The organism is Streptomyces sp. DSM 118878, assembly GCF_052936595.1.
Genome location: NZ_CP193622.1, coordinates 21402 through 42560, shown reverse-complemented (window position 1 = coordinate 42560; position 21159 = coordinate 21402). Strand labels below are relative to the sequence as shown.

20 protein-coding genes are annotated in these 21159 nt (G+C 69.6%); 6 read left to right on the top strand and 14 right to left on the bottom strand.

What is annotated here, in order from left to right:
• Positions 1-4 precede the first annotated feature (4 nt).
• The 3 genes from ACRAKF_RS00195 (at position 5) to ACRAKF_RS00185 (ending at position 3995) form a co-directional block, all read left to right on the top strand.
• Complete coding sequence (locus ACRAKF_RS00195; RefSeq protein WP_447034609.1) at positions 5-1270, top strand: cytochrome P450; 1266 nt, start codon at positions 5-7, stop codon at positions 1268-1270.
• Between the two features lie 50 nt (positions 1271-1320).
• Positions 1321-3258, top strand: coding sequence for a RiPP maturation radical SAM C-methyltransferase (locus tag ACRAKF_RS00190; RefSeq protein WP_447041728.1), 1938 nt, complete (start codon positions 1321-1323; stop codon positions 3256-3258).
• 272 nt (positions 3259-3530) lie between these two features.
• The gene (locus ACRAKF_RS00185; RefSeq protein ID WP_447034608.1) at positions 3531-3995 is read left to right on the top strand and encodes a hypothetical protein; all 465 of its coding nucleotides are present in this window, start codon (positions 3531-3533) and stop codon (positions 3993-3995) included.
• 191 nt (positions 3996-4186) lie between these two features.
• On the opposite strand, the gene ACRAKF_RS00180 is transcribed toward ACRAKF_RS00185, so the two are convergent.
• Positions 4187-4405: a hypothetical protein gene (locus tag ACRAKF_RS00180; protein WP_447041726.1), complete on the bottom strand. Its 219-nt coding sequence runs from the start codon at positions 4403-4405 to the stop codon at positions 4187-4189.
• A gap of 230 nt (positions 4406-4635) precedes the next feature.
• On the bottom strand, positions 4636-5061 hold the full coding sequence (locus ACRAKF_RS00175) for a RidA family protein (RefSeq protein ID WP_447034607.1): 426 nt from the start codon (positions 5059-5061) through the stop codon (positions 4636-4638).
• A gap of 146 nt (positions 5062-5207) precedes the next feature.
• Here ACRAKF_RS00175 and ACRAKF_RS00170 point away from each other — a divergent pair, with 146 nt between their 5' ends.
• The gene (locus ACRAKF_RS00170; protein WP_447034606.1) at positions 5208-5804 is read left to right on the top strand and encodes a TetR/AcrR family transcriptional regulator; all 597 of its coding nucleotides are present in this window, start codon (positions 5208-5210) and stop codon (positions 5802-5804) included.
• 325 nt (positions 5805-6129) lie between these two features.
• On the opposite strand, the gene ACRAKF_RS00165 is transcribed toward ACRAKF_RS00170, so the two are convergent.
• Both ACRAKF_RS00165 and ACRAKF_RS00160 read right to left on the bottom strand, forming a co-directional pair.
• Positions 6130-6588 (bottom strand): hypothetical protein, encoded by a 459-nt coding sequence (locus ACRAKF_RS00165; RefSeq protein WP_447034605.1) that lies wholly within the window; start codon positions 6586-6588, stop codon positions 6130-6132.
• Entirely contained in the window at positions 6585-6920 is a 336-nt protein-coding gene (locus ACRAKF_RS00160; RefSeq protein WP_447034604.1) for an amidase domain-containing protein, read from the bottom strand. Before ACRAKF_RS00160 ends, ACRAKF_RS00165 begins: the two co-directional genes overlap by 4 nt.
• Positions 6921-6975: 55 nt before the next feature.
• Here ACRAKF_RS00160 and ACRAKF_RS00155 point away from each other — a divergent pair, with 55 nt between their 5' ends.
• Positions 6976-7158 carry a hypothetical protein gene (locus ACRAKF_RS00155; RefSeq protein ID WP_447034603.1) on the top strand — a complete coding sequence of 61 codons (183 nt, stop codon included), beginning with the start codon at positions 6976-6978 and terminating at the stop codon, positions 7156-7158.
• Positions 7159-7735: 577 nt separating this feature from the next.
• Here the strand turns inward: ACRAKF_RS00155 and ACRAKF_RS00150 are convergent.
• The 10 genes from ACRAKF_RS00150 to tap form a co-directional block, all read right to left on the bottom strand.
• Positions 7736-8605, bottom strand: a complete 870-nt coding sequence (locus ACRAKF_RS00150; RefSeq protein WP_447034602.1) for an IS5 family transposase — start codon at positions 8603-8605, stop codon at positions 7736-7738.
• A 747-nt stretch (positions 8606-9352) separates the two neighbouring features.
• Positions 9353-9667 carry a peptidylprolyl isomerase gene (locus ACRAKF_RS00145; protein WP_447041724.1) on the bottom strand — a complete coding sequence of 105 codons (315 nt, stop codon included), beginning with the start codon at positions 9665-9667 and terminating at the stop codon, positions 9353-9355.
• A gap of 169 nt (positions 9668-9836) precedes the next feature.
• Entirely contained in the window at positions 9837-10493 is a 657-nt protein-coding gene (locus tag ACRAKF_RS00140; RefSeq protein ID WP_447034601.1) for a hypothetical protein, read from the bottom strand.
• A 6-nt stretch (positions 10494-10499) separates the two neighbouring features.
• Positions 10500-11483, bottom strand: coding sequence for a TniB family NTP-binding protein (locus ACRAKF_RS00135; protein WP_447041723.1), 984 nt, complete (start codon positions 11481-11483; stop codon positions 10500-10502).
• Positions 11484-11566: 83 nt separating this feature from the next.
• Positions 11567-13681, bottom strand: coding sequence for a Mu transposase C-terminal domain-containing protein (locus ACRAKF_RS00130; protein WP_447034600.1), 2115 nt, complete (start codon positions 13679-13681; stop codon positions 11567-11569).
• Positions 13682-13704: 23 nt separating this feature from the next.
• The gene (locus ACRAKF_RS00125; protein WP_447041722.1) at positions 13705-14547 is read right to left on the bottom strand and encodes a TnsA-like heteromeric transposase endonuclease subunit; all 843 of its coding nucleotides are present in this window, start codon (positions 14545-14547) and stop codon (positions 13705-13707) included.
• Between the two features lie 112 nt (positions 14548-14659).
• Positions 14660-16063, bottom strand: coding sequence for a DNA-binding protein (locus ACRAKF_RS00120; protein ID WP_447034599.1), 1404 nt, complete (start codon positions 16061-16063; stop codon positions 14660-14662).
• Positions 16064-16172: 109 nt separating this feature from the next.
• Entirely contained in the window at positions 16173-17075 is a 903-nt protein-coding gene (locus ACRAKF_RS00115) for a hypothetical protein (protein ID WP_447034598.1), read from the bottom strand.
• Positions 17076-17156: 81 nt separating this feature from the next.
• Positions 17157-17714, bottom strand: a complete 558-nt coding sequence (gene tpg / locus ACRAKF_RS00110) for a telomere-protecting terminal protein Tpg (protein ID WP_447034597.1) — start codon at positions 17712-17714, stop codon at positions 17157-17159.
• A 15-nt stretch (positions 17715-17729) separates the two neighbouring features.
• Positions 17730-19982, bottom strand: a complete 2253-nt coding sequence (gene tap, locus ACRAKF_RS00105) for a telomere-associated protein Tap (RefSeq protein WP_447034596.1) — start codon at positions 19980-19982, stop codon at positions 17730-17732.
• A 205-nt stretch (positions 19983-20187) separates the two neighbouring features.
• On the opposite strand from tap, the gene ACRAKF_RS00100 reads away from it, so the two are divergent.
• Complete coding sequence (locus ACRAKF_RS00100) at positions 20188-21144, top strand: ankyrin repeat domain-containing protein (RefSeq protein WP_447034595.1); 957 nt, start codon at positions 20188-20190, stop codon at positions 21142-21144.
• The last annotated feature ends 15 nt before the right edge of the window (positions 21145-21159 follow it).

The following is a 21159-nucleotide window of genomic DNA, read 5'->3' as shown; positions in this document are numbered from 1 at the left end:
GGACATGAGCGACACCGACGTCTACGAGGATCCTCCGGACCTGGCCGACCCTCGGACGTTCGCCGGCCAGGATCTGCGTGCGTTCTGGCGGCGGCTGCGCGCCACAGAGCCCGTGCACTGGCAGCCGCCGCGTGAGGACCGGCCGGGCTTCTGGGTGCTCAGCCGGCACGCGGACATCGTCGACGTGTACCGCGACAACGACCGGTTCGCCTCCGCATACGGCAACGTACTGGTGACCCTGCTCGCCGGGAGCGACTCGGCGGGCGGCAAGATGCTGGCCGTCACCGACGGGCTGCGGCACCAGGCGTTGCGCAAGGTGCTGCTGAAGGCGTTCTCCCCCCGGGCCGTGAGCCGGATCGCCGCGCGGGTCAGGGCCAACACCCGGCGCCTGGTGGCCGATGCCGTGGAACGGGGCGCGTGCGACTTCGCCGCCGAAATCGCCAGCCACATCCCGATGGCGACCATCAGCGACCTGCTCGGCGTGCCGGAGGAGGACCGTGGCTTCCTGCTGCGGCAGACCAAGGCGGCGCTGAGTTCGGACGACGGGACGGGCACCGCGCTGGACGCCGTACTGGCCCGCAACGAGATCCTGCTGTACTTCGGGCAACTGTGCGAACAGCGGCGCCGCAGCCCGGGTGAGGACGTGGTCAGCGTGCTGGCCACCAGCCGTGTCGACGGCGAACCGCTGTCCGACGACGACATCGTCCTCAACTGCTACAGCCTGATCCTCGGAGGGGACGAGACCAGCCGGCTGTCGATGGTCGACGCGGTCCATACCCTCGCCCGTTCCGGGGAGCAGTGGGCGCGGCTGAAGGACCACCGGGTCGCCATGGACGCGGCCGTCGACGAGGTGCTGCGCTGGGCCAGCCCGACCATGCACTTCGGCCGCCGCGCGCTGTACGATGTCGCGCTGCACGGACGTACCATCCGTGCGGGCGACGTCGTCACGCTCTGGCACTGCTCGGCCAACCGGGACGAGCGGGTGTTCAACGACCCGGGCAGGTTCGACCTGGCCCGCACCCCCAACAGACACCTGGCCTTCGGCCACGGACCGCACTACTGCCTCGGCGCTCATCTGGCGAAGGTGGAGGTGTCCGAGCTGCTGTCCGCACTGCGCGACTTCGCCACCGGATTCGAACCGACCGGTCCGGCGGTCCGGATCCACTCGAACTTCCTCACCGGCATCAGCAGCCTTCCCCTTCGGTTCGCCCCGGACGCCGGTGGGCTGGCTCGCCACCGGGCGGACCAGTCCGCAGGCATCGACGGATGAGCACCCCCCACCACCGCCACGATTCGGTTCCCGAGGTGAGTTCCTTGCGCGTGACTTTCGTCAACATGCCGTTCGCCGACTGGAATCGTCCGTCGTTCGCGCTGAGCCAGCTCACCACGCTGCTGCGCCGGCGTTTCGGCGACGCGGTCTCGGCCGACGTCCAGTACGTCAACCAGGATGTCGCCCAGTACTTCGGCACGCCGCTCTACGAGTCGATCTCGGTCTCCGCCGACCACGTGAACACGGGCCTGGGCGACTGGCTGTTCCGTCAGATCGCCTTCCCGGACGCTCCGGACAACGCCACGGAGTACTTCCAGCGGTTCTACCGGGGACAGCGCTGGACGGCCTTCCGGGAACAGATCCTCGTCCTTCGCTCGGGACTGCGCGACTTCCTGACGGACCTGCTGGAACGCAAGGGAACCTTCGAGGCCGACGTCGTGGGGTTCAGCTCCATGTTCGCCCAGCACGTGCCGTGCCTCGCCGCGGCCGCTCTGGTCAAGGAGCGCAATCCGGGCGCGATCGTGGTCATCGGCGGTGCCAACTGTGAAGCGCCGATGGGCGCCGTCATCGCCGAACACGTGCCGGCCGTGGACTTCTTGTTCTCCGGCCCGGCCCTGCACTCCTTCGCCGAGTTCATGCGGTACGTGCTGGAGGGACGGCCGGAGGAAGCCGACACGATCCAGGGAGTGGTGTCCCGGCGTACCTGCCACGACCCGAAGTCCGTCGCCGCGATCGGGCGGGACCAGAACATCAACGACCAGGTGCGGCCCGACTACACGAGCTTCTTCCGGGAACTGGACGACCATCCGGAGGTGCGTCGCACCGGCTCCAGCGATCCCATGCTCTTCTTCGAGACGTCCAGGGGCTGCTGGTGGGGCGAACGCTCACATTGCACGTTCTGCGGCCTCAACGGTCAGAGCATGGGTTACCGGGTGCTGGAACCACAGGCGGCGATCGACCAGTTCGAGTGGCTCTTCGGTTATGCGTCGGAGTACCCGAAACTGTTCTGCACCGACAACGTAATGCCGCGCACCTACCCGAAGGAGGTCTTCGCGCGGCTCGAGCCACCACCGGGTCTGTCGATCTTCTACGAGGTGAAACTGCCGCTGAGCCGCGAGGACATGGCACGGATGGCAGCCGGAGCGGTGACCGCCGTCCAGCCAGGCATCGAGGCGCTGGCCACCTCGACGCTGAAGCTGATGCGCAAGGGCACCACCGCCTTCCAGAACCTGCAGTTCCTCAAGAACTGCGTGGAGTTCGGCATGACACCGGAATGGAACCTCCTGATCGGCTTCCCTGGCGAGGACGAGTCGGTCTACCGGTTCTACGAGCAGGTCCTTCCCCTGCTGACCCACCTTCCGCCGCCCAGTGCGGTCTACACGGTCCGCTTCGACCGCTTCAGCCCCTACTACACGATGCGCGACGACTACGGTCTCGATCTCCGTCCGATGGATTACTACACGCTGACGTACCCGTTCGGCACAGCGGCCCTCGCCCAGCTCGCCTACTTCTTCGCCGACCACAACTTCGCGCCGTACATGAGGCAGTCGGTCGCCTGGTACGACCGTTTGCGCGTTCTGGTGGAAAGCTGGCGAGAGGCACGGCACGGCCGGGGCACCACGCGGCGTGAGCTGCGCCTGCTCGGCACGGCCGAGACGGGCTGGTCGATCCGTGACTCGCGCACCGGAGTTCCCTTGGACCATCCCGTCGAGGAACCGACCGTCCGGCTGCTGCACCAGCTCTCCTCGCCCGGCCGCCGTACGTCCCTGTCCGCCGACGCCGACATGGCCGCGAGGCTGGGATGGCTGACCGAGCGCGGCTTCCTCTTCGAGGAAGACGGCCGTGTGCTGAGCCTCGTGGTGACCGACGCCGAGGAGGCCGTCGACGAGGGGCCCGACGACCTCCCGGCCCCAGGGCGACGGAATCTGCTGCCCGTACTCGGCACGGGTGTCACCGAAGCCCGGGAGAGCGCACCAGGACCGCCCTGAGCAGCAGCCCGGTCACTTCCGCCGGCATCCCGGCCCGCAGTACACGTGAGCCTGCGGGATCGTGTGCGCGGCCGGGTTGTCCGGCCGGGCGGGCTGCTGGAGGCAGCGCACCGGATGAACGGTACGAGCTGGTCCTACCTCGACGCCCGCGACCGCCTGACCAGACGGTTCATCAGGACAAGTGAACCCCTTCGGCAGATGATCGATGAGACACCTGCCCGACACTGACCGCAGCCATTCCGCGCCGTCACTACGCGCCTTATCGTCTTGACATGTCGTGGCTTCCCCTCGTTGGGACCGTGGTCGGAGCAGCCATTGCGCTCAGCGCCGCCCTCCTTGTCGAGCGCCGCCGCGAGCGCAGGCAGGACCGTATCGATCGCCGCGCGACCAAGCAGGATCTGTACGCGCGCTACCTCGCGGCCCACGCCCAGATGCGCGCGCAGCTACGCATCCTCGCTGCGACCTCCGGCCTGTCGGACGAAGAGCGCGCGAATCAGGCCCGCATGGCCTACACCAGTTGCTTTGCTCCGCGTTCCGAGCTTGAGGTGCTGGCCCCTCAGTCGGTGCTGTCCCCGGCGCGGGACTTGGATCGGCGCGCGCGAGCTTTGCGAGACGTCATCGTCGAGGGCACGAACATCCAAGTCCAGGGCACGGAAGCCATGAACGAGTACTTGGACTTCATGACACTCGTACGCACTGCAATGAGGGCCGACCTGGGGGTGCACGACAACACCTGACGGCTGTCGGGTTCCCGTCTCATGTCGAAGTACGCGACACCCGGGCCGGAGGACGGATCTCCGTCCCGTGGACCCGGCTGGACGCGGTGCTCTTGACGCAGCCCAGCTCAGGCCCCACCGACCTCGCCATGATCGATGAGGCGCGTCCCCGGAAACCCTGGACCGGCGACCGAGACGACCTGCCAGACCTGTCACGAAACCCGCTCCAACCTGTCACCCCGCAGGCCAACAGCCCCATCCCTGCAAGATCTAATGCGAAGGGACGCCTGGGCCCGCACCCGCGCCGGCCCAAAGACCGTGCCGCCCTCGGTGTGCACCGCGTCCGTCACCTCTCGCCGGCCGCGCGCCTGCGCGTCGGTCACCAGACCCGGGACGCCGGGGCCGCCCTTGGCGAGCGCGTTGACGTACACGCCCTCCGTGGTCAGCAGCCCGGCTCCGGCGCGCCGGCGGTAGTACGTCGCCGCGTGCGGGCTCGGCACCCCCCGTCACGTCGTCGGCCCGGCCCCGCGTCATCGGTGCCATCGCCACCCGGTTCGCAGCTCCAGCCGTCCCGCTCGGTATGGCTCCGGCAACTCCCGCATTCCCGCACCCTCTTCCGGCATTGCCGCGTCCCGCGCCCGTCCCGTCACGACTCCGGCGCTCATGCGGCGCTCCGGTCCAGCGCGATGACCTCGACCTCGATCTGCCAGTCGGGCTGGGCCAGCGAGACGACCTCGACGAGAGTGTCGGCGGGGTAGGGCTCGGCCAGGAACTCGCCGCGCAGCGTGATCACGTGCGGGAGGTTCGTCGCCATGTCCCGTACGAAGATGCCGACCTTGATCACGTCTGCGAAGTCCAGGCCGGCCGCCTCCAGCACCCGTCCGACGTTCCTGAACGCCTGCCGCCCCTGCGCCAGGAACCCGCCCTCGACGGTCGTCCCGTCCTCCTCGAAGCCCGCCTGCCCTGACACGTACACGAAGCCCCCGGCCCGGACGGCCTGCGATATCCGGTACGGCGCGTACCAGTCCGGCGTGGTCGCGATCTTCTCGATGCGCCCCACGGTGGCCGCGCTCTTGTTGCTGGACATAGCTCTCCCTGTCTCGGCGGGGGGACCGGCACCGGCCTCCGCACGACTGCGTTACGAAACGTTCCGTAACGTCACCGGAAGCTAGACTACCGCCAGCGCCCTGTCAAAACGAAACGTAACGTCACGCGAGCGGTAGGGTGAGCGCCATGACCCCCGACCCGAACAGTGAACGGCGCAGCGAGCGCGCCCGCCGGGCGATCCTCGACGCGGCGTTTGACCTGGTGCGCCGCAAGGGCTTCGCCAAGGTGACCATCGAGGCCATCGCCGCCCAGGCCGGCGTGGGCAAGCCCACCATCTACCGTTGGTGGCGTTCCAAGGGCGCGGTGGTACTGGAGGCGATGAACGAGGAACTCGGCGACGACTTCGACTACCCCGACACCGGTGACATCGCCGCCGACCTCACGACCCAGATCACCGCGGTGAGCCAGCGGCTGATCACCGGCAGCATCAGCGAGGCCTTCAAGGGCGTCTTGGGCGAGGCCCAGAACGACCCCGCGCTGATGAAGGCGTTCCGCGAAACGATCCTCGAGCCCAGCATCGTGAAGTGCCGGGCCCGCCTGGATTCCGCCGTCGCCGCCGGGCAGCTCCGCTCCGATGTGCCCACCGACGTGATGGTCGACCTCTTCTACGCGCCGATCCACTACCGGCACTTCCTGGGCTTCGGCGACGACGCGGTCAGGCACAGCGCCGATCTCATCCAGCACGTCCTGCTCGGCCTGCGGCCCCGGCCGGACGCGGGGTGAACGACCGGTGCGCGGCCACTCGTCGAGGACCCTGTCGGCCGATCCGGGGCCGGTTGCTTGATCAAGACCCTGATCGGGCGCCGGTTCCACAAGACCTGGAGTGCGACGAGACAGTGGTGGCCGGCTGAGTGAGGGAGAGCTGGCCGCACCTGGAATGGCCGCGGCGGTGCTCGATGCCTGGGCACTCTCCACCGACCGACCTTCCCGGCGTCACCGGGTCCGGCCCCGCCGACCGGGCCCGGACACCACCGGCCGGCGCCGCGGAACCGTGAAGGACCCCGGAGTTCACCATTCCCGGGTCCTTACGACCTGCTTGACCGTCCGGCTACTCCTTGTCGGACCTATCGGCGGTCACGATGCCGTAGGTCCAGTCCTCGTCCGTGCCCGCTTCGAGTGTGAGGGGCAGACAACCCTTGACGCCGCGGAAACGGATCTCCACGCGCACGTACGTCTTCGGGTCGACGGCGAAGTCGGCGACCATCGGCTTCCGTGCCGCCTCCCCCCATCTCGCCACCCACTTCTCCGCGCTCTCCTCGGCGTCCTTGCCGTCGAACGACAACTTCGCCAGTCCCTCCGCGTCGTGCCGCTGGATGCGGACGAGTGCCTTCTCCACGAGGGCCAGGGATTCTGAGGACGGCTGCCCGGTCACGGACAGGTCGAGGTCGGCTCTGCCGTCCTTGACGTGCGGCGGCGTGTGGTCGGTCGTGCACGCCGCGAGCAGCAGCAGAGCCGCTGTCACCGCGGCGGCCAGGAGCCCGCGCTCGCCTGTGCCTCCGTGTGTCAACTGCGTCTCCCGGGCCTGATGATGCTCACCGCCGTGATCTTCTTCGGCTTGAGCCACTGGTTGAGCGTGGTGTGGTTCTTGCTGCCGTGCTGGGTGATGGAGACGTTTCCGCGGCTGCCGCCGGTGACGACACCAGCATGGTTCCACTGCCGGTCCTTCTTGCAGTACGCGAAGATCACGTCACCCGGACGGACGTCGTATCGGGAGATCTCGCGGCCACCCCGGTGGTTCTTGAGGTGCTGGCGCAGATTGGCGGCGCCGGCCCAGGTGTAGCTGTCGACCCGCTTCGAGCCGATGTTGTTGCGGAACCAGCGTGAGTCGACCGGATGCACCGCCGGTGGCTCACCGGCCGCCGACGACAAGAAGTCCCCCGACGCACCCCGGCCGGTGGCGGGCAAGGTTCACGCGCGGCAGGTGTTTTCCGACTACGACCGGATGATGGCGCGCGCCGACCGCGACATGGATGACGCCCTCGCCCGCCGGGCGCAGACCGAGGTGCTCCTCAAAGAGACCCTCGCCGGATACCGCGTGCACCGAAAGGCGGATACCCCCGGTTCTTCGCGGTACTGAGCAAGTGGAAGGGCGACGAGAAGGACCGTTCCTCCCACGTGCTCTGCTTCGTGCAGACGCGCGCCGGGAGCCGCTGGGCCGCGACCGCGGCCACGTGGGCTCTGACCGAGCCGCTGAAAAGCTGCCATCCACCAGCCCCACCCGGTCGAGGACAGCAAAGAAGGATGGCAAGACCGTCGTGCGGCTGCCCCCGAAGTCCTGCCGAAACTGCACCGCGGGCCCAACGACACTCCCTCCCTGACACCAACCGCCAAGCAAGATCGCGCAGTGTGCCAGAACTTCGCAGAGTATCTGAGCTTCTCCCTGCCCGAGGGGCGCGAGAACGAGAGCCGTTTCGCTCAGGGCGGCTTCACCAGGACACCGTGCAGTTCGACAAGGAGACCGACCCTGATCTGCTGCTCGGCGGGGGCGAGCGAATGGCGGCGCGTCAGGGAAGTGAGCAGCCTGACCGTCCTGGTCGAGGTCCCAGCAATGAGGGGAGCTGCGGCAACCGTGCTGGCCTGCGACTGCTATGGGCCTACGGTCCTCTCGGCGACCGGTGTCCGCCCCGTCTAAGAGGTCGTTTCATCCTGTTGTTTTATCCCTGGTTGCGGCTTTGATGTGCTGGTGTCGGGTTGCGCCAGGAGATGGTGTTCTCGCCGGTGAGGCGGCGGGCCATGAGGTCGGTCATGGCGAGGTGGATCATGGCTTCGGAGCGATGCGGGTGGGTCTCGTAGTCGCGGGCCAGGCGGCGGTGGAGCATCAGCCAGCCGTAGGTTCGCTCGACCGTCCAGCGTTTGGGGATCGGCGTGAAGCCTTTGCTGCCCGGGGCGCGTTGGACGATTTCGAGGTCGATGCCGAGGGTGGCGGCGTGCTCGATGAAGTGCTTGCGGTAGCCGCCATCGACCCACACCTTGCGCAGGCCGGGGTGGTCGGCGGCGGTTTGCTCGAGGAGGGTGCGGCCGGCGGTGGAGTCCTGGACGCTGGCAGCGGTGACCAGCACGGCCAGTAGCAGGCCGAGTGTGTCGGTGATGATGCTGCGTTTGCGGCCCACGATCTTCTTGCCCGCGTCGATGCCCTGGCTGGTGGCGGGGACGCTGGTGGAGGTCTTCACGCTCTGCGTGTCGATCACGCAGGCCGAGGGGTGTTTGTCGCGCCCTTCCTGCTGGCGTACCAGCTCCCGCAGTAGCCCGTTGAGCTGGGCGAAGATGCCGTCCTTCTGCCACTTGGCGAAGTAGCCGTAGACCGACTGCCAGGGCGGGAAGTCGTGGGGGAGATAGGCCCACTGGCAGCCGGTGCGGTCCACATACAGGATCGCGTTCATGATCTCGCGCAGGTCATGCCGGGGCGGCCGGCCGAAGTCCAGGGCCCGGGCGCGGCGCTCGAGGCGCCAGGCCGACAGCACCGGCTCGATCAGCTCCCAGCGGGCATCGGACAGATCACTCGGATACGCACGGCGTTCCCTCATGACCAGGTGATACCGCCGCCCGGGGGCGTGCGCCCAGGCGTGCGTCCTGGAGAAGCGAAGCACGGAACAGACCGGGGCGTCCTGGAATGAGACGGGCTCAAGCGGCCCTGCACCTCATCCGCCACACCACCCACCCCACCAGAAGAAGCAGCCCATCCAGCCTCACTAACAACACATCGAGCGGCAGACCAAACCAACTCACAACACCACATTCATGAGGAAAACGACCTCTGAGTGCCTGTTCCTGAACCCCGTAATGGCAGGTCAAGGACTACCCGTCCGGAATGGGAGCCTTGTGTAAGCGTTCGGGGAACGGGCCTCACGCGACGTCAGCACCGCCCTGTGGTGCCTCCCGTGGTCCGTACCGACGACCGGCGGCCGATGCGGGGTCCGCCGCCAGTCGTCGTCCCCACCACCAGCACGCCGTGCCCCAAGGGCTGCGACGGCTCGGGCCACCCGGGCACCGCGCGCTGGGCATGGAGGCCGGCCGACGTGAACGGCTCGCAGTGGGAGGTGCGGCGCGCCGCATAATTCCCGGGCGGTCGCGCGCGAAGGAGTCGACCTCATCCCGGTGGGCGCGGTTCCACGCGTGGGAGGCGAAGTGGCTGCTCGCCCTGGTCTACGCGATGCTCACGGACCAGCGCCCCGAGCTGTTACCGGACCGGGCTCGGTTGCGGGCCGCCGTCGAGGCGGACGACCTGGCGGCGGTCGACGCGGTCAGGAGCCGCGGCCACTGTTGACGGGGGTTCAGTTTTCGATGACACCGGATGCGGCAATGCTGAGCTTGGCCCTGGGAACGCCTGACGCATCTCCCATGGCCTCGATCTTGTGGACGACATCGTGCCCCTCTGCGACCTCGCCGAAGACGACGTGCTTACCGTCGAACGATGGGTTGGCCGCGAGGGTGATGACGAACTGTGAGTTGTTCGTGTTAGGGCCGGTGTTCGCCATCGTCAGCAGGTACGGGCGGTCGTGCTTCAGATCGAAGTTCTCGTCGGGGAATGTGATTCCGGAGTTCGTAGTTGGTGTGGTGCGGGTGGCTGGAGCTGGGAAGTCGTGAATTCTCTGATAACGCTTCCGATGCTTACGGGACGCTGAAGGAAGCGATGATGGGGCATCTGGCCTGTGGTTGTTCGGGGTTCGTTGATAACGGCGGTGTGGTGTTGGTGATGGCGTCCGGCGTCTAATGGGATGACGCGGGTTTGTGCTGGTCAGCGGCTTGTTGCGCGGTTCAGGGACTGTGTGGGTGGGGCCCTACGCCGGTCCCTGCTGGAGCGGGTTGCCGCCCGGTCCAGTACAGGGCGGTGTCGATGTCGCGTGCACTCCAGCCGTCGGCGCGTGCTCCGCCGTGGTGGAGGAGGCCGTCGAGGAGCTGGAGGTAGCGGCCGTAGCGTCCCGGTGTGGGGGTGAGGGGGAGGCTGAGGGTGTCGAGGGCGTGTTGGACGCGGCGGTCGTAGACGGCCATCCGCTGGGGTGCTGCTGCGGTCAGGACGGCTGAGGCGAGGGCGTCGCCGGTGCGGAAGCCGGGCAGTTCGGCGATGATGCCGCGTCCGGTGCGCGCGGCTTCGCTGCGGGTGAGGGTGGTGTCGCGGACGGCCGTGACGGCTCGCTCGGTGACGGTTCGCACGCGGGTGTCGGGCAGCGACATGAGGTCTGTCACCCAGCGGGTTTGTGCGGAGAGCCGTTTCCAGACGACGAGGGCTGCGATGTCCGTCTTGCCGAGGCTTGTGGCGCGCTCCGTTCGCTGCGCGACGTCATGGAAGACCTCGTCGTAGTGGGGTGAGATGTCGGCGAGGTAGCCGACGCGGGCGGGGATCAGGGTGTCCCATGCCTGCCGGCAGAGGGCAGCGAACTCGTCGCCGCCCGGCGTCTCGATGGTTGTCCTCATTCCGCATCATGCCGTTCTGGCCGTCTGACGGGTGCGGGGGCGGCTGTGCTCTTCGGCGAGGTGGTCGAGCTGGATGGCTTCCAGGGTTTTCTTGGTGATGCGTTCGGTGCCATCGCAGATGGCGGTGATGGCTGCTTGGCGGATGAGGCGGGCGAGGCTTCCGATGCGGCCGGCGGTGCGCTGGTGGAGGTAGGAAGCGTGGCGGGGGAGCGTGCCGGGTGTGTGCTGGGTCAGGTCGAGGGCGGCTTCCATGTCGGTGACCAGGTCAGTGAAGGGGCGGCGGGTGCCATGGCGGGCGGCGAGGGGGCCGCAGGTGATGAGGCTGGCACGGCCGGCGAGTTGGGCGCCTCGTATGCCGCTGAACAGGGGGGTGGCGGCGACGTCGATGCCGGTGTAGACGAAGGTCGCTTTGATGCGTTCGGTGAGGTCTTTGAGGAGGTCGGCGGCTTCGGCGCCAGTGGTGGTGCGCGGGTTGAGGCGGTGGATCTCGTCGATGAGGACCAGACGGACGCCAGCGGAGGTGTAGGTGTGGCAGACGGCGCTGGTGATCTGGGCCTGGGTCATGCGGGTGGTGACGGGGATGCCGAGGTAGCGGGCGAATTCGGTGGCGAGGGTCTTGGCGGTGGCGCCGGGCGGCACCAGCAGGTATGCGACCGGCACCTGTTCATGGGCACGTCCGGGCGGGGCGGGGTTCTTGCGGGTGTGGGCAAGGTGGCAGGTGCGCCCGACCTCGAGGAGGGCGGTCGTCTTCCCCGCCGCTGCGGGCCCGGTGACGATCAGTGAGGGCCGGGCGGTGGTCTGCTGGTGGCGGCCGAGCAGCATCAGGGTGCGGACCTGGGTGGCGAGGGTGTCGATGGCAGGGGTGCGGACGGTGACGAACGCGGAGTGGTAGGCGAGACGCTCTTCCGTGCTGCGGGGCGCGTCACCGGGCCGGGGCGGGGTGAGGGGCGGGGCGGTGGCGAAGGTGTGCCAGCCCTGCCATGTGGTGATGGGCCACTGCGGCTCTGCTGCGTGCGGGCCGGGCAGTGATGCCGTGGTGTCGGTGGTGGCGTGCTGGTCGTGTGCGGGGCTGGTCACCAGTTGAGGGCTTCCTGAGCGGGGTCGTAGAGGCCGAGTCCGGTGTACGGGACAGGGGCGCTGGTGTTGTCGCCGAGGTCGTATTCGTCCTCGCCGTCGGCCTGCTCTGCGCCGTCGGGCAGGTTGTCGAGGGCGTCGAGGCTGTCGTCGTCCCAGCCGCCGGCCTGTGGGTCCGGATCGTGGGGAGGGCAGGTGTCGGCCGCCATGGGGGGTGTTTTCAGCGGTGCGGCACGGGTGATCAGGCGCTGCTCGCCGGGGGTAGCGGTGCCGGTGTGGGCGCGGCGCATGAGCTGGTCGAGGGCGTCGGCGAGGTCGGCTTCGTGGGTGTCGCGGTCGCCGTGGCGGGCGGTGATGGTCTTGATGTGCTGCCAGGTGACGCTGTTGAACGGCTGGTGGATGTGGTCGCGGTGGATCCATGGGATTTCTGTCAGGTGTCCGTCGGGCAGGCGGATCCAGACCTGGCGGGCGTCGTGGGGGTTGGTATGGATCTCCCATTTGCCGCCGCGGGAGGTGACGGGGGAGGGCTGGCCGCGGTAGGGGGCCAGGACGTCCGCGTCGTAGGTGCGGTGGTCGATGCGGATGCCGCGTTCGGTGATGGCCTGCCAGCGCATCGGCAGCAGTTCGAGGTAGTCGCTGCCGCTCAAGGGGAGGGTTACGTGGCCGGCCACCGCGATGAGGGCGGCCCACATCTGGTTTGGGGTGAGCGCCTTCCTGGGCAGGGTGGGGTGGCGCAGGCCCTCGTGGGGGCGGTGGTGGTAGTGGACGAGCCATTCGTCGAGCAGGTCCTGCAGTTGGGCGACGCTGAAGCAGGCCTCGGTTTCGGCGTCTGGCCCGCGGCGGGTGACATCCGAGCCGGTGTAGCCGGGCAGGTGCTGGCACAGCAGCGCGTTGATGGTGCCGAAGGTGCGCTCCACGATGCCTTTGGCGGTGGGGGCATGGGGCGGAGTGGGCTGGACGCTGATGCCGAGGGTTTCGCAGGCGGCGGTGAACGCCGCGGACAGGTAGACCTTGCCCCGGTCCACGACGATCGTCTCGGGTACCACCACCGGCCGGGCTGCCGCGCCCTCGAGCCGTTGGTCCAGGGTCAACAGCCGCTGGAACTGGGGGAGTTGGGCGTGGGACAGGCGCAGGGTCTCGGGCCAGGTGGGGCGGGCAGGGTGGGGGACGGCTATCTCCGCCAGCAGCAGGGCCGCGTCCACGGCCTTGGTGCCGGCCGGGCGCAGGACGGCGGCGAGGATGGCGCGGGTGGCGACGTCGACGGCGATCGTGAGTTCGGGGCGGCCGGTGGTGCCGTCGTCGAAGACGGCCAGGACGTCCAGGCGGGTGGTGTCGACCTGGACCTGCTCGCCCGGGCGCAGCGCCACGGTCGGAGTGAAAGCACGCCCGCCGGTGGGGGAGGGCAGCGTGCGGGCGGGGCGGTGGGGGTGTTCGGCAGGGCCGGCGAGCTGGTGGACGAGCCGGTAGAAGGTGGCCTGGGACGGTACGGGCACCGTGCCGCGCCCGTACCGGTCGTCCAGGATCTGTGTGACCAGGGGCTTCAGGCCCTTGATGGTGCCCTTGGAACGGCCGCGCTGGCGGCGCAGGGCCTCCCCGATCGCGGTGACGACGCGTTCGTCGGTGCGCCCGGTGGGGCTGGCGCGGCGGGTGGTGCGGTGGTCGACCAGGCCCCACAGACCCTGTTTGCGATAGGCCAGGCGCATGCGCTGCACGGTGGTGCGCGAGACCTGTCCGAACCCGATCGCGGTCAGCTCCGCGGCCTTGGCTTCCTCGCGCTGCGCGAGCGTGAACCGGCCGGGGTCGTACTCCGCCCGCGGCACCCGGCCGGTGCCGGGCTCGCCGGGCAGGCCGGACTCCACCTCGCGGATGTGCCGCTGCCAGGCCAGCGCTTTTCGGCGCGCGCTCTCGGGGGCGGTCTCGAACAGCCCCCACTGGGTCACGGCCTGGGGCATCTCGGCACCCACGAGGGCGAAGGACGCATCGGCGAACAGATGCCCGGCCGTGACCGTCTCGTCTGCTCCCGTCTCACCGGTCAGGTGGATCTGCTGCCCTGCCAGAGCGATGACCTGCCAGGTGCTCTCTCGGAAGCGGACATGCGCTCCGACCTGCAGCACCGGCCGACCGCCACGCCGCGCGCTCACTGCCCGCCCTCGCTGTCCGGGCCACCGGTGCTGTCACGGCGGCCGTCCGCACCGCCGGTCCCGGGGCTGACGAGAACATGTGCGTCGAGCGGGACATTCACAGGCGCAGTGAGGTGTCCGTGCCACAGGGCGTGGAAGACAGCGGGGAGGACTTCGAGAGGGTCGCCGACCGCTTCGGTGCCCTCGATCAGCGGCCGGGGCCGCGCAAACGCCTCGCGCACGGCGGCCGCGAGGCCGGGACGGCCCTGGTTACGGGGGTGACGGTAGCCGGCCAGCCACTTCAGGTTCGCTGCCTCCACCTTCTGAAGCGGTTCAAGACGCCGGTAGCTAAAGCCGGCCTGCGCGCACGCCGCCTCGAGGACCGGCACAGCCCGCCGGGCCCGTTCACCGCCGGCCTCTGGGCGGCTGGGACAGTCGGCCAGCAGGGCCGTGCCGTTGCTGTAGCGGGCGAAGAGCTGCGGCACCCACGAATACACCTTGCCGCGCCCATCCCGCCAAAGTAGCCGGACCGGCCGCCCAGCCAGGCCGACCACCTCAGGGTCGCGGTCCAGCACCATCAACTGCGCCCGCATCGCGGCCGATCCGCAGGCCACATGCCGACCGGTCGTGGCCGACCACCACCGGCCCGGCCCCCACCGCTGTCCCGGCACCACCGGGAACGCCGACACCGGCTCCAGTTCCTCGAACGCCACCGCGAGGGCCGCATCTGCCCACCGCTGCTGCACCACCTGCCCGAGAGGATCGACGAAGACCGCCTCCCACCCGGATCCGGCATCTGCCCGTGTCTGCCGTGACCGGCCGCCTGCTGCGGCCGCTGCGCCCTTGCCACTCACATGCATCATCCAAGCCCTTCCCGCCTGGTGACGGGCAGCCTTTACGAATTCTGATCACATCGTGCCCGGCGATGTACTACCTCCTGTCGGCACGCCCCGCGACCGCGGCGGCCCGCGCTCACCCCTTATCCCCAGGACGCCCGTTGCGGTCGTTCGCGAGCGACTTAGCCAGGACATCGGCAGGCAGCCGGGCCCACTGCGCCAGATCCTCCAGTGCCACCCCGGCCTGCAGCGCCCCCGCCGCGGTCTCTCGCACGGCCTGGTCGATCAGCGTGGCGGCATGGCCGAGGCTGCCCAGCAACTGCCGCGCGGCATCAACGGCCTTGCCCTGCTGGGCGCCGCGCAGATGGGTCAGCTGCTCCTGCGCGCCGTTGACCAGACCGGTGATCAGCGCACGCTGCTCGGCCGGCACCGCCGTGCGCCAGGTGGTGCCCGAGCCGGGCGATGTGCGCTCCTTGCCCAGCACCCGCAGCTGGGCGGCTATGGTCGCGGGCTGGTGCTCCTGCCGGACCCACCACGGGTTGTTGTCGTACCCGGGCGGTCCGCCTTCGCCGCGGCGCTGGCGGATGACAGCGCCCATCCAGGCGATCAGCGGTCCGCCATAGTCCACCGCGGACAGCGGCCCCAGCCAGGCGCGTCCCACCCGCTCGCCGAGTCGGCGGCAAAACGCGCCGTCGGCGGGCAGCGGCCGCGGCCGCCGGGCACCGCTGTCCGTCCAGGCCAGCTCGGCCATGGCCGGGTCCAGCAGTGCGTCGGCCACGGCCACGACCTCCGGGAAGGTGACCGGGTCCCGTCCCACGAGCCGCCACCGCTGAAGATCCGTTCCCGCGTTGCCGCCCGCCACCCGGTGCAGGCGCTGCGGCCAGATCTCCTCCTGCTCCCAGTGCAGGGCTTCCTCCCACCACCGGGCCACGACCGCGTGCGCCAGGGCGAACACCTGACCGGGCTCCGCCGCGGCCCGCACCGCACGGCGCGCCACCCCCGCCCACCGCCGCTGCGCCGCAGCCACCTCCGGGACACCGCGCAGGTCGAGGTGTTCCAGCGGCTGGTCGGCGTCCGCGTCCAGCAGCCACCGCCCGTGCCGGACACACACCCGCTGCCAGCGCGGCAGATACCGCACCGCCCGCTGAGCCTGCCCGGTACGCCGCGCGGTGCACGAGCGGCAGGCGAACGCCGCTTCGCCCGCCACCGCGCCCGCCGCCCGCCAGCGGGCCTGCGCCAGGGCGGCCTCCCGGCCGGTGCCGGTCTTGGGATCATCCACGGTGAACGCGGGCAGCGCGCGCGCCAGCACCGCCGGCTCGATGCCGCACAGTTCGGCGAGCACAGCCCGCCCGGCTTCGTTGAGCACGATCTCCGCATCGGCCCGCACACCGCCGCCGTCGTTGCGGGCGGGGGAGTTGCGGCACGTCCACAGCCGCAGCACACCCGCAGCCGGCAGGCCATAGCGGTCCGCGGCCCGGCTGATCAGCGACGAGGTCAGCTCCCCGGCCAGCGGCACGGTCCGTAACGCTCCTGCTGTCACAGCTCTCCCCGACGCCCTTTCATGTTCATGTGACGCAGCGCTTCATCTGGCGAGTTGAGCGCGAACCACGCTGCGATTTTGGTCGATGCCATCGGGGCCACCGATCACATCACGGCAGAACGGGTGCGCCCTTCCAGTTCTGTGTCACCAGGGCCCCTGCGGGGGTCCCGGCCAGAAGCTCTTCCCACCCGGCATCAGACATCGGTTTGATCCACCTGAACTGATCGGTGATGCCGCGGCTCTTGGCCAGGCCAATCGTCGTAAGTACGGCGTACTGCAGGAGCACACTCAGGGCATTAGTCGCATGGTGAGAGTGGATGACGATCTTTCCTGACGCTGTCTGGCTGGCGATGCCGGGGCAGTGGACGAGCTTCTGGTCCCGGTCCTGATGGGCGAACCCGTGGCGTACCTTGACCATGGTTTCCAAGAATTGCGACGCCTGCGCCTGGCCAAGCCGAGTGGTGCCGGTCCGCCATGTTCCGGTTCCACCAGTCTCGCTGGGCGAGACCTGGACGACCCAGTCCCAATCGTCATAGGGGTCGTAGCGGAAGAAAGTCCAAAAGAGTTTCCGCAGGTTGTTAGGGCTGGGTGTCTGCACCATGCCTTTCGTGCCCGCGATGTTGTACCAGTTGTTCAGAGGAGGCTTCGCCTGCGGATAGTCACTCTGAGCTGTGATCGCCAAGTCTTCGGTGAAGGCCTCGAGGGCCCCGACAGCCGCGACCACCACGCCACGGTTTAGCGCCGAGTGCTCCACACCGGGCTGGCCGTTGCCGCCCTTGCCCTGTGCCTGCCGTTCGGCGGTTAGTCGGTCTAGACGTTCCTTGGTGACTTTGTGGATCAGCTGAGCATCACGAAGGTAAGCAGTCATCTCATCGATGGGCGACTGCAAGGGATGGAGCGCCATGTGATGCCTTCCCACGCCGGAATCCGTCGAGGCCGGATCATAGGTCAGCATGGTGCGCCGTGGGCCCGGGATCTCCACCGGACAGCCTTCGTTCTGCGCAGTGCTCATTCCGCCAAGCAGGCCGCTCAGCCGCCAACGCAAGCGCTCAGTCAGTCCATTTCCTGCTTCCGGCTCCAGCGCACTGACCGCCTACAGCTCGAACTGGAGGTCGACAATGTCCTTGAGTTCCACTTCGAGGCCGTGGGCACGCCGTCCGCCGTCGCGGAAGTACACCTCCCCCAACGCCTCGGCCGCGAGTTCGCGCAGGTCGTCCTCGCCGACGCCTGCTTCCTGGGCTTGCAGGAGGCGGGCGGCGTGCCGGGGCGGCAGGGCCAGGGTGAGGTGACGCACGCGGGCCTGGTCGGTGCTGCCGACGGCGGCGGTGTAGCCGAACCTCGCCTGCACATCGATCATGATGCCGCTCGTGGTGGCCGCGGCCTGTTTCGCCTTCGCCCTGACCTGCGGCTGCCAGCGCACGCGGACCTCACGCTCGAGGCGGTCGGCGAGCTGTGGCCGGGGCCTTTTGATCTGGTTGTTCACATACCGCTCCACCGTGCGCTGGCTGATGCCGAGCAGCTCGGCCACCGGCATCGTACGGCCGCCGTGCTTCTTGAGGAGGTAACGCATCTGCGCCCCGGCGGACTTGGGAACAGGACGCGTGAACACGCCCTGCACCGCCTTGTCGAGTTCTTCCCCGACCGTGACCATCGCCTGTAACGCTCCCTATTCTCCGGTGTCCTTGGCGGTGACCTCGCCGGTCTTGATGTAGCGGGCGAGGTTGGCGACATGGCCGTCGGCGCCGAGCTGCTCGAGCACGTCAGCCCCCCACAGCACGCTCTGGGTGCCCTCGTGCTTGACCATCCCGGGCGAGACGCCGAGCCGGAAGCTGCCCGGCACGGTCTTGCCGTCGGCCCCGTAGGGCAGAACGTCCAGCGGGCTGGGCCCGTCGGCCGCGTACACCGCGCAGTCGGACAGGACCGCGGCCGGGTACCGGCCGGTGGCCGCCGCCAGGGCGAGCATCTTGCGGTGCATGTTCACCCGGGCCCGGGAGATGACGGTCGCGCGGATGTCCGGCCGCCAGGTCGGGCGGGCCAGGGCGGGCCAGGCCTGCCCCGGCTTCCAGCCGCCCCCGCGCGCCTTCTCCTGCAGCTTGCCGATGCCGCCCTTGACGGTCATCTTGACCGCGTCCACCACGATCCCCAGCTCCGGATCACGGCTCTTGTAGCCGTCCATCGCCTGAAGGAACTGGTGCGGGGACAGCTTCTCCGCGACGCCGAGGTCCGCCATGGTGGCGACGTAGGCATCGCGCAGCCGCTTGTACCAGCCGTCCAGGAACCGGCCGCACTTCCGGCGCACCCAGGCCTCGACGGGGGTGACGTCGTAGCCGAGCTCGACGGCGTAGGCCACGGTGGGCGTGGCATACCAGGCCGGACCGGTCGGGCGCTGGCCGCTCGGCGTGAACGGGCTGGGCAGCAGGCCACCGTCGATCTCGCGCCACTGCTTGGCGACCTTCACCCGGGACAGGTCGACGTGGGAGAGGTCGACTAGCCAGGAACCGGGCACCGCTGGGTCGAAGGCCGGACCGGTGACGTGCTCGGGCGGCGATGCCAGGCCGACGACGGCGCCGTTGGCGGCGGCCCCGAAGGAGAGGTTGACGTCGATGCCGACCAGGTAGCGCTGCATGCATTCGGTGTCGGTGAGATCCCGTGCCCAGTCGTAGGCCTCCTCGAACAGCCGCTCGTCGGGGCCGCGTACGTGGAAGCGTGGCAGGCCGGTCAGGACGGGGTGTCCGTCGGTCGCCTCGCACGGCGCGGGGTCCACCGGCTCTGTGCCCAGCGATCCGGGCCGGTGCTCGGCATGCCGTTTGCCGTTCTCGTCCGGTTCGCTGGCGCGGGTCGGCGGGTTGAGCGCGGTCATCAGCTGCAGCCCGGTTACGGCCGTGGAGCCGACCGGCGTCATCACCCGGGCCGCATACACGCCCAGCACTCGGGCGAGCTCAGGCGGCGGCAACTGGGCGGCATGTCCCCAGGAGCGGTCGTCCAGGGCGCGCCAGGAGGGGATGCACACCTGTACGCACTGGCGGCGGCTGCCGTGGGCGGGACGGTAGATCCGCGCCCACGGCCCCAGCCCGCGCTTGGTGAGCTGCCAGTCGGCGCGCTCCAGCTGCTTGATGACCCTGTGTCCTTCCGGCAGCCGCCCGGCAAGCCGCTCGGCCTCGGACAAGGCGGCGGGCAGGCCGTAGCGCTCGCACGCCGCCTCGGTGAGCACCAGCAGCGGGTCGCCGTCCTTTCCCGAGCCGTGCAGCTTCTGAGACCCCAGCCGTGCCTCGGTGAGCGTCCACTCCACCAGCGCAGGCAGCGACTTGGCGGGCACGTCCAGGATCAGACCGCCGACGCCGTAGCCGGTCACCTGCCGCTCGGTGTCGGCGTCGAGGACGAGCAGCGGACCGTGCGCGTACACGCCGCCGGGCGCGGGAGTGTTCGCCGGGGCAGCCTTTCTCGCAGTGGGGTGCCGCGAGCTCTGCGGAGCCCGCTCGGCACGCGGCACCGGCCGCTGTGTCGCTGCCGCGTGCCGAACGGGCGCTGGGGGAGCAACCGGGGGCTCCTCGGCCTCCGCCGTGGCAGTAGCTTCCGCTGCCCCGCCCGTGGGCCCAGCCTGCGCTGCGGTCGCTGCGGTGGTGAATGTCTGCGGCGCCGCGGTGCCCGTGTCCTCCTGCGGGGCGCCGGTGTTTTCGGGGGCGGGGTAGAGCGTGGCGAGCTGCTTCAGCAGGCGCGCGTACGCCTCCCGCTCCGGCGGCCGGGGCTCGGCCTTGCCTGACTCCCAGCCGCCGACGGTCGCCCGCCGCACGCCCAGGGCGGCGGCCACCTCGTCCAGGGTGAGCGCGTGAGCCTGGCGCAGCCGCCTGCGCTCAGCCGGCGGCGGCAGCGGGGAGCGGGACGCGACCAGCGCGTCGACCGCGTCGAACAACTCGGACATGGGACACCTCCGTCCCTGACTCTACCCCGAAACGCACCTATCGCGTACTAGCGGCGTATGGATCGCGTACATAGAGCGTACGAGCGGTGTTCGGGGTGATAGCGTCCGGTCAAAGGACTTGGATGGAGCCAGCGGCCTGTAGTGCCCGTGTTCTCGGGGCGGGTCGAAGTGGTGCGAGCGCATGCGACGTGTTCGAGGGGGAGCGGTGGCGGCAACGAGTGACGGCTGGACGGGCATGGGCTGGGACTGGACGGATGCCGACGACATCCGCCGACGCCTGGACCAAGGAGCTGATCCGGAGAGCTGGAACGGGAGCAGGCCCCTGCACCGGGCAGCGGTGTTCGGCTCCCCGCAGGCTGTGACGGAACTTGCCCGCCGGGTTGCGGACGTGGACGCGCTGGAGAACGGGGTCACGGCACTGTGGGAAGCAGTCCTGTCCAGGAAGCCGGCCAACGCACGGGCGCTCGCCGCCGCCGGGGCCGATCCCTGGCGGCCGTCGCTCGGCGGCTGGTCGCCGGGGCGGCTGAGCCTGGCCGGACCGACGCCCGAGCTGTTCCCGGTACCGGAAGGGGTAGCCCTGAGCGACACCGAGCATGCGGCAGCGCAGGAGGCCCATCGCCTCACCACGGCCTTGGGCGAGTTCTACTACGACGGCACGGGCCTGGCCTGCGTGGCGGGCATCGACGCGGCCGAGGCGGTGCGCCGTCTTGAGGCCACACCGGTGGACGGCGAACTCATCGACGCGCTGCTGGAGGATTACTACGCGTACGACATGGACGAGAGCCTGCACATCGTCGGCGTGACCTCCGTGCCGGGCGGCTGCGTGGTCACCCAGCCCTGGGGATACGCACCGCAGATGCCGGGCGTGCTGACCCGGCTGTCCGCCGGCACCCTCTGCTACGGCCTCTACGCCAACCCCAAGAGCGGCAACCAGGGCAGCATCGCCCGCCATGCAACGATCGAAGGCTCAGACCTGCACCCCGGCGGAGGACCGGACGAGAACGACACCCCCGCAGAAGTGCTGGCCTCCTACCTCTACCACCACAACGCCATCGCCTACACCTGCGCCTTCGCAGGCCTGCGCCTGGCCGACAGGCGCGCCGTGACCGGACCGCCCGATGTGTGGGCCGAACTGCCCCGCCGCGACTACTGGAGTCACTGACTCAGAAAAGAGCTG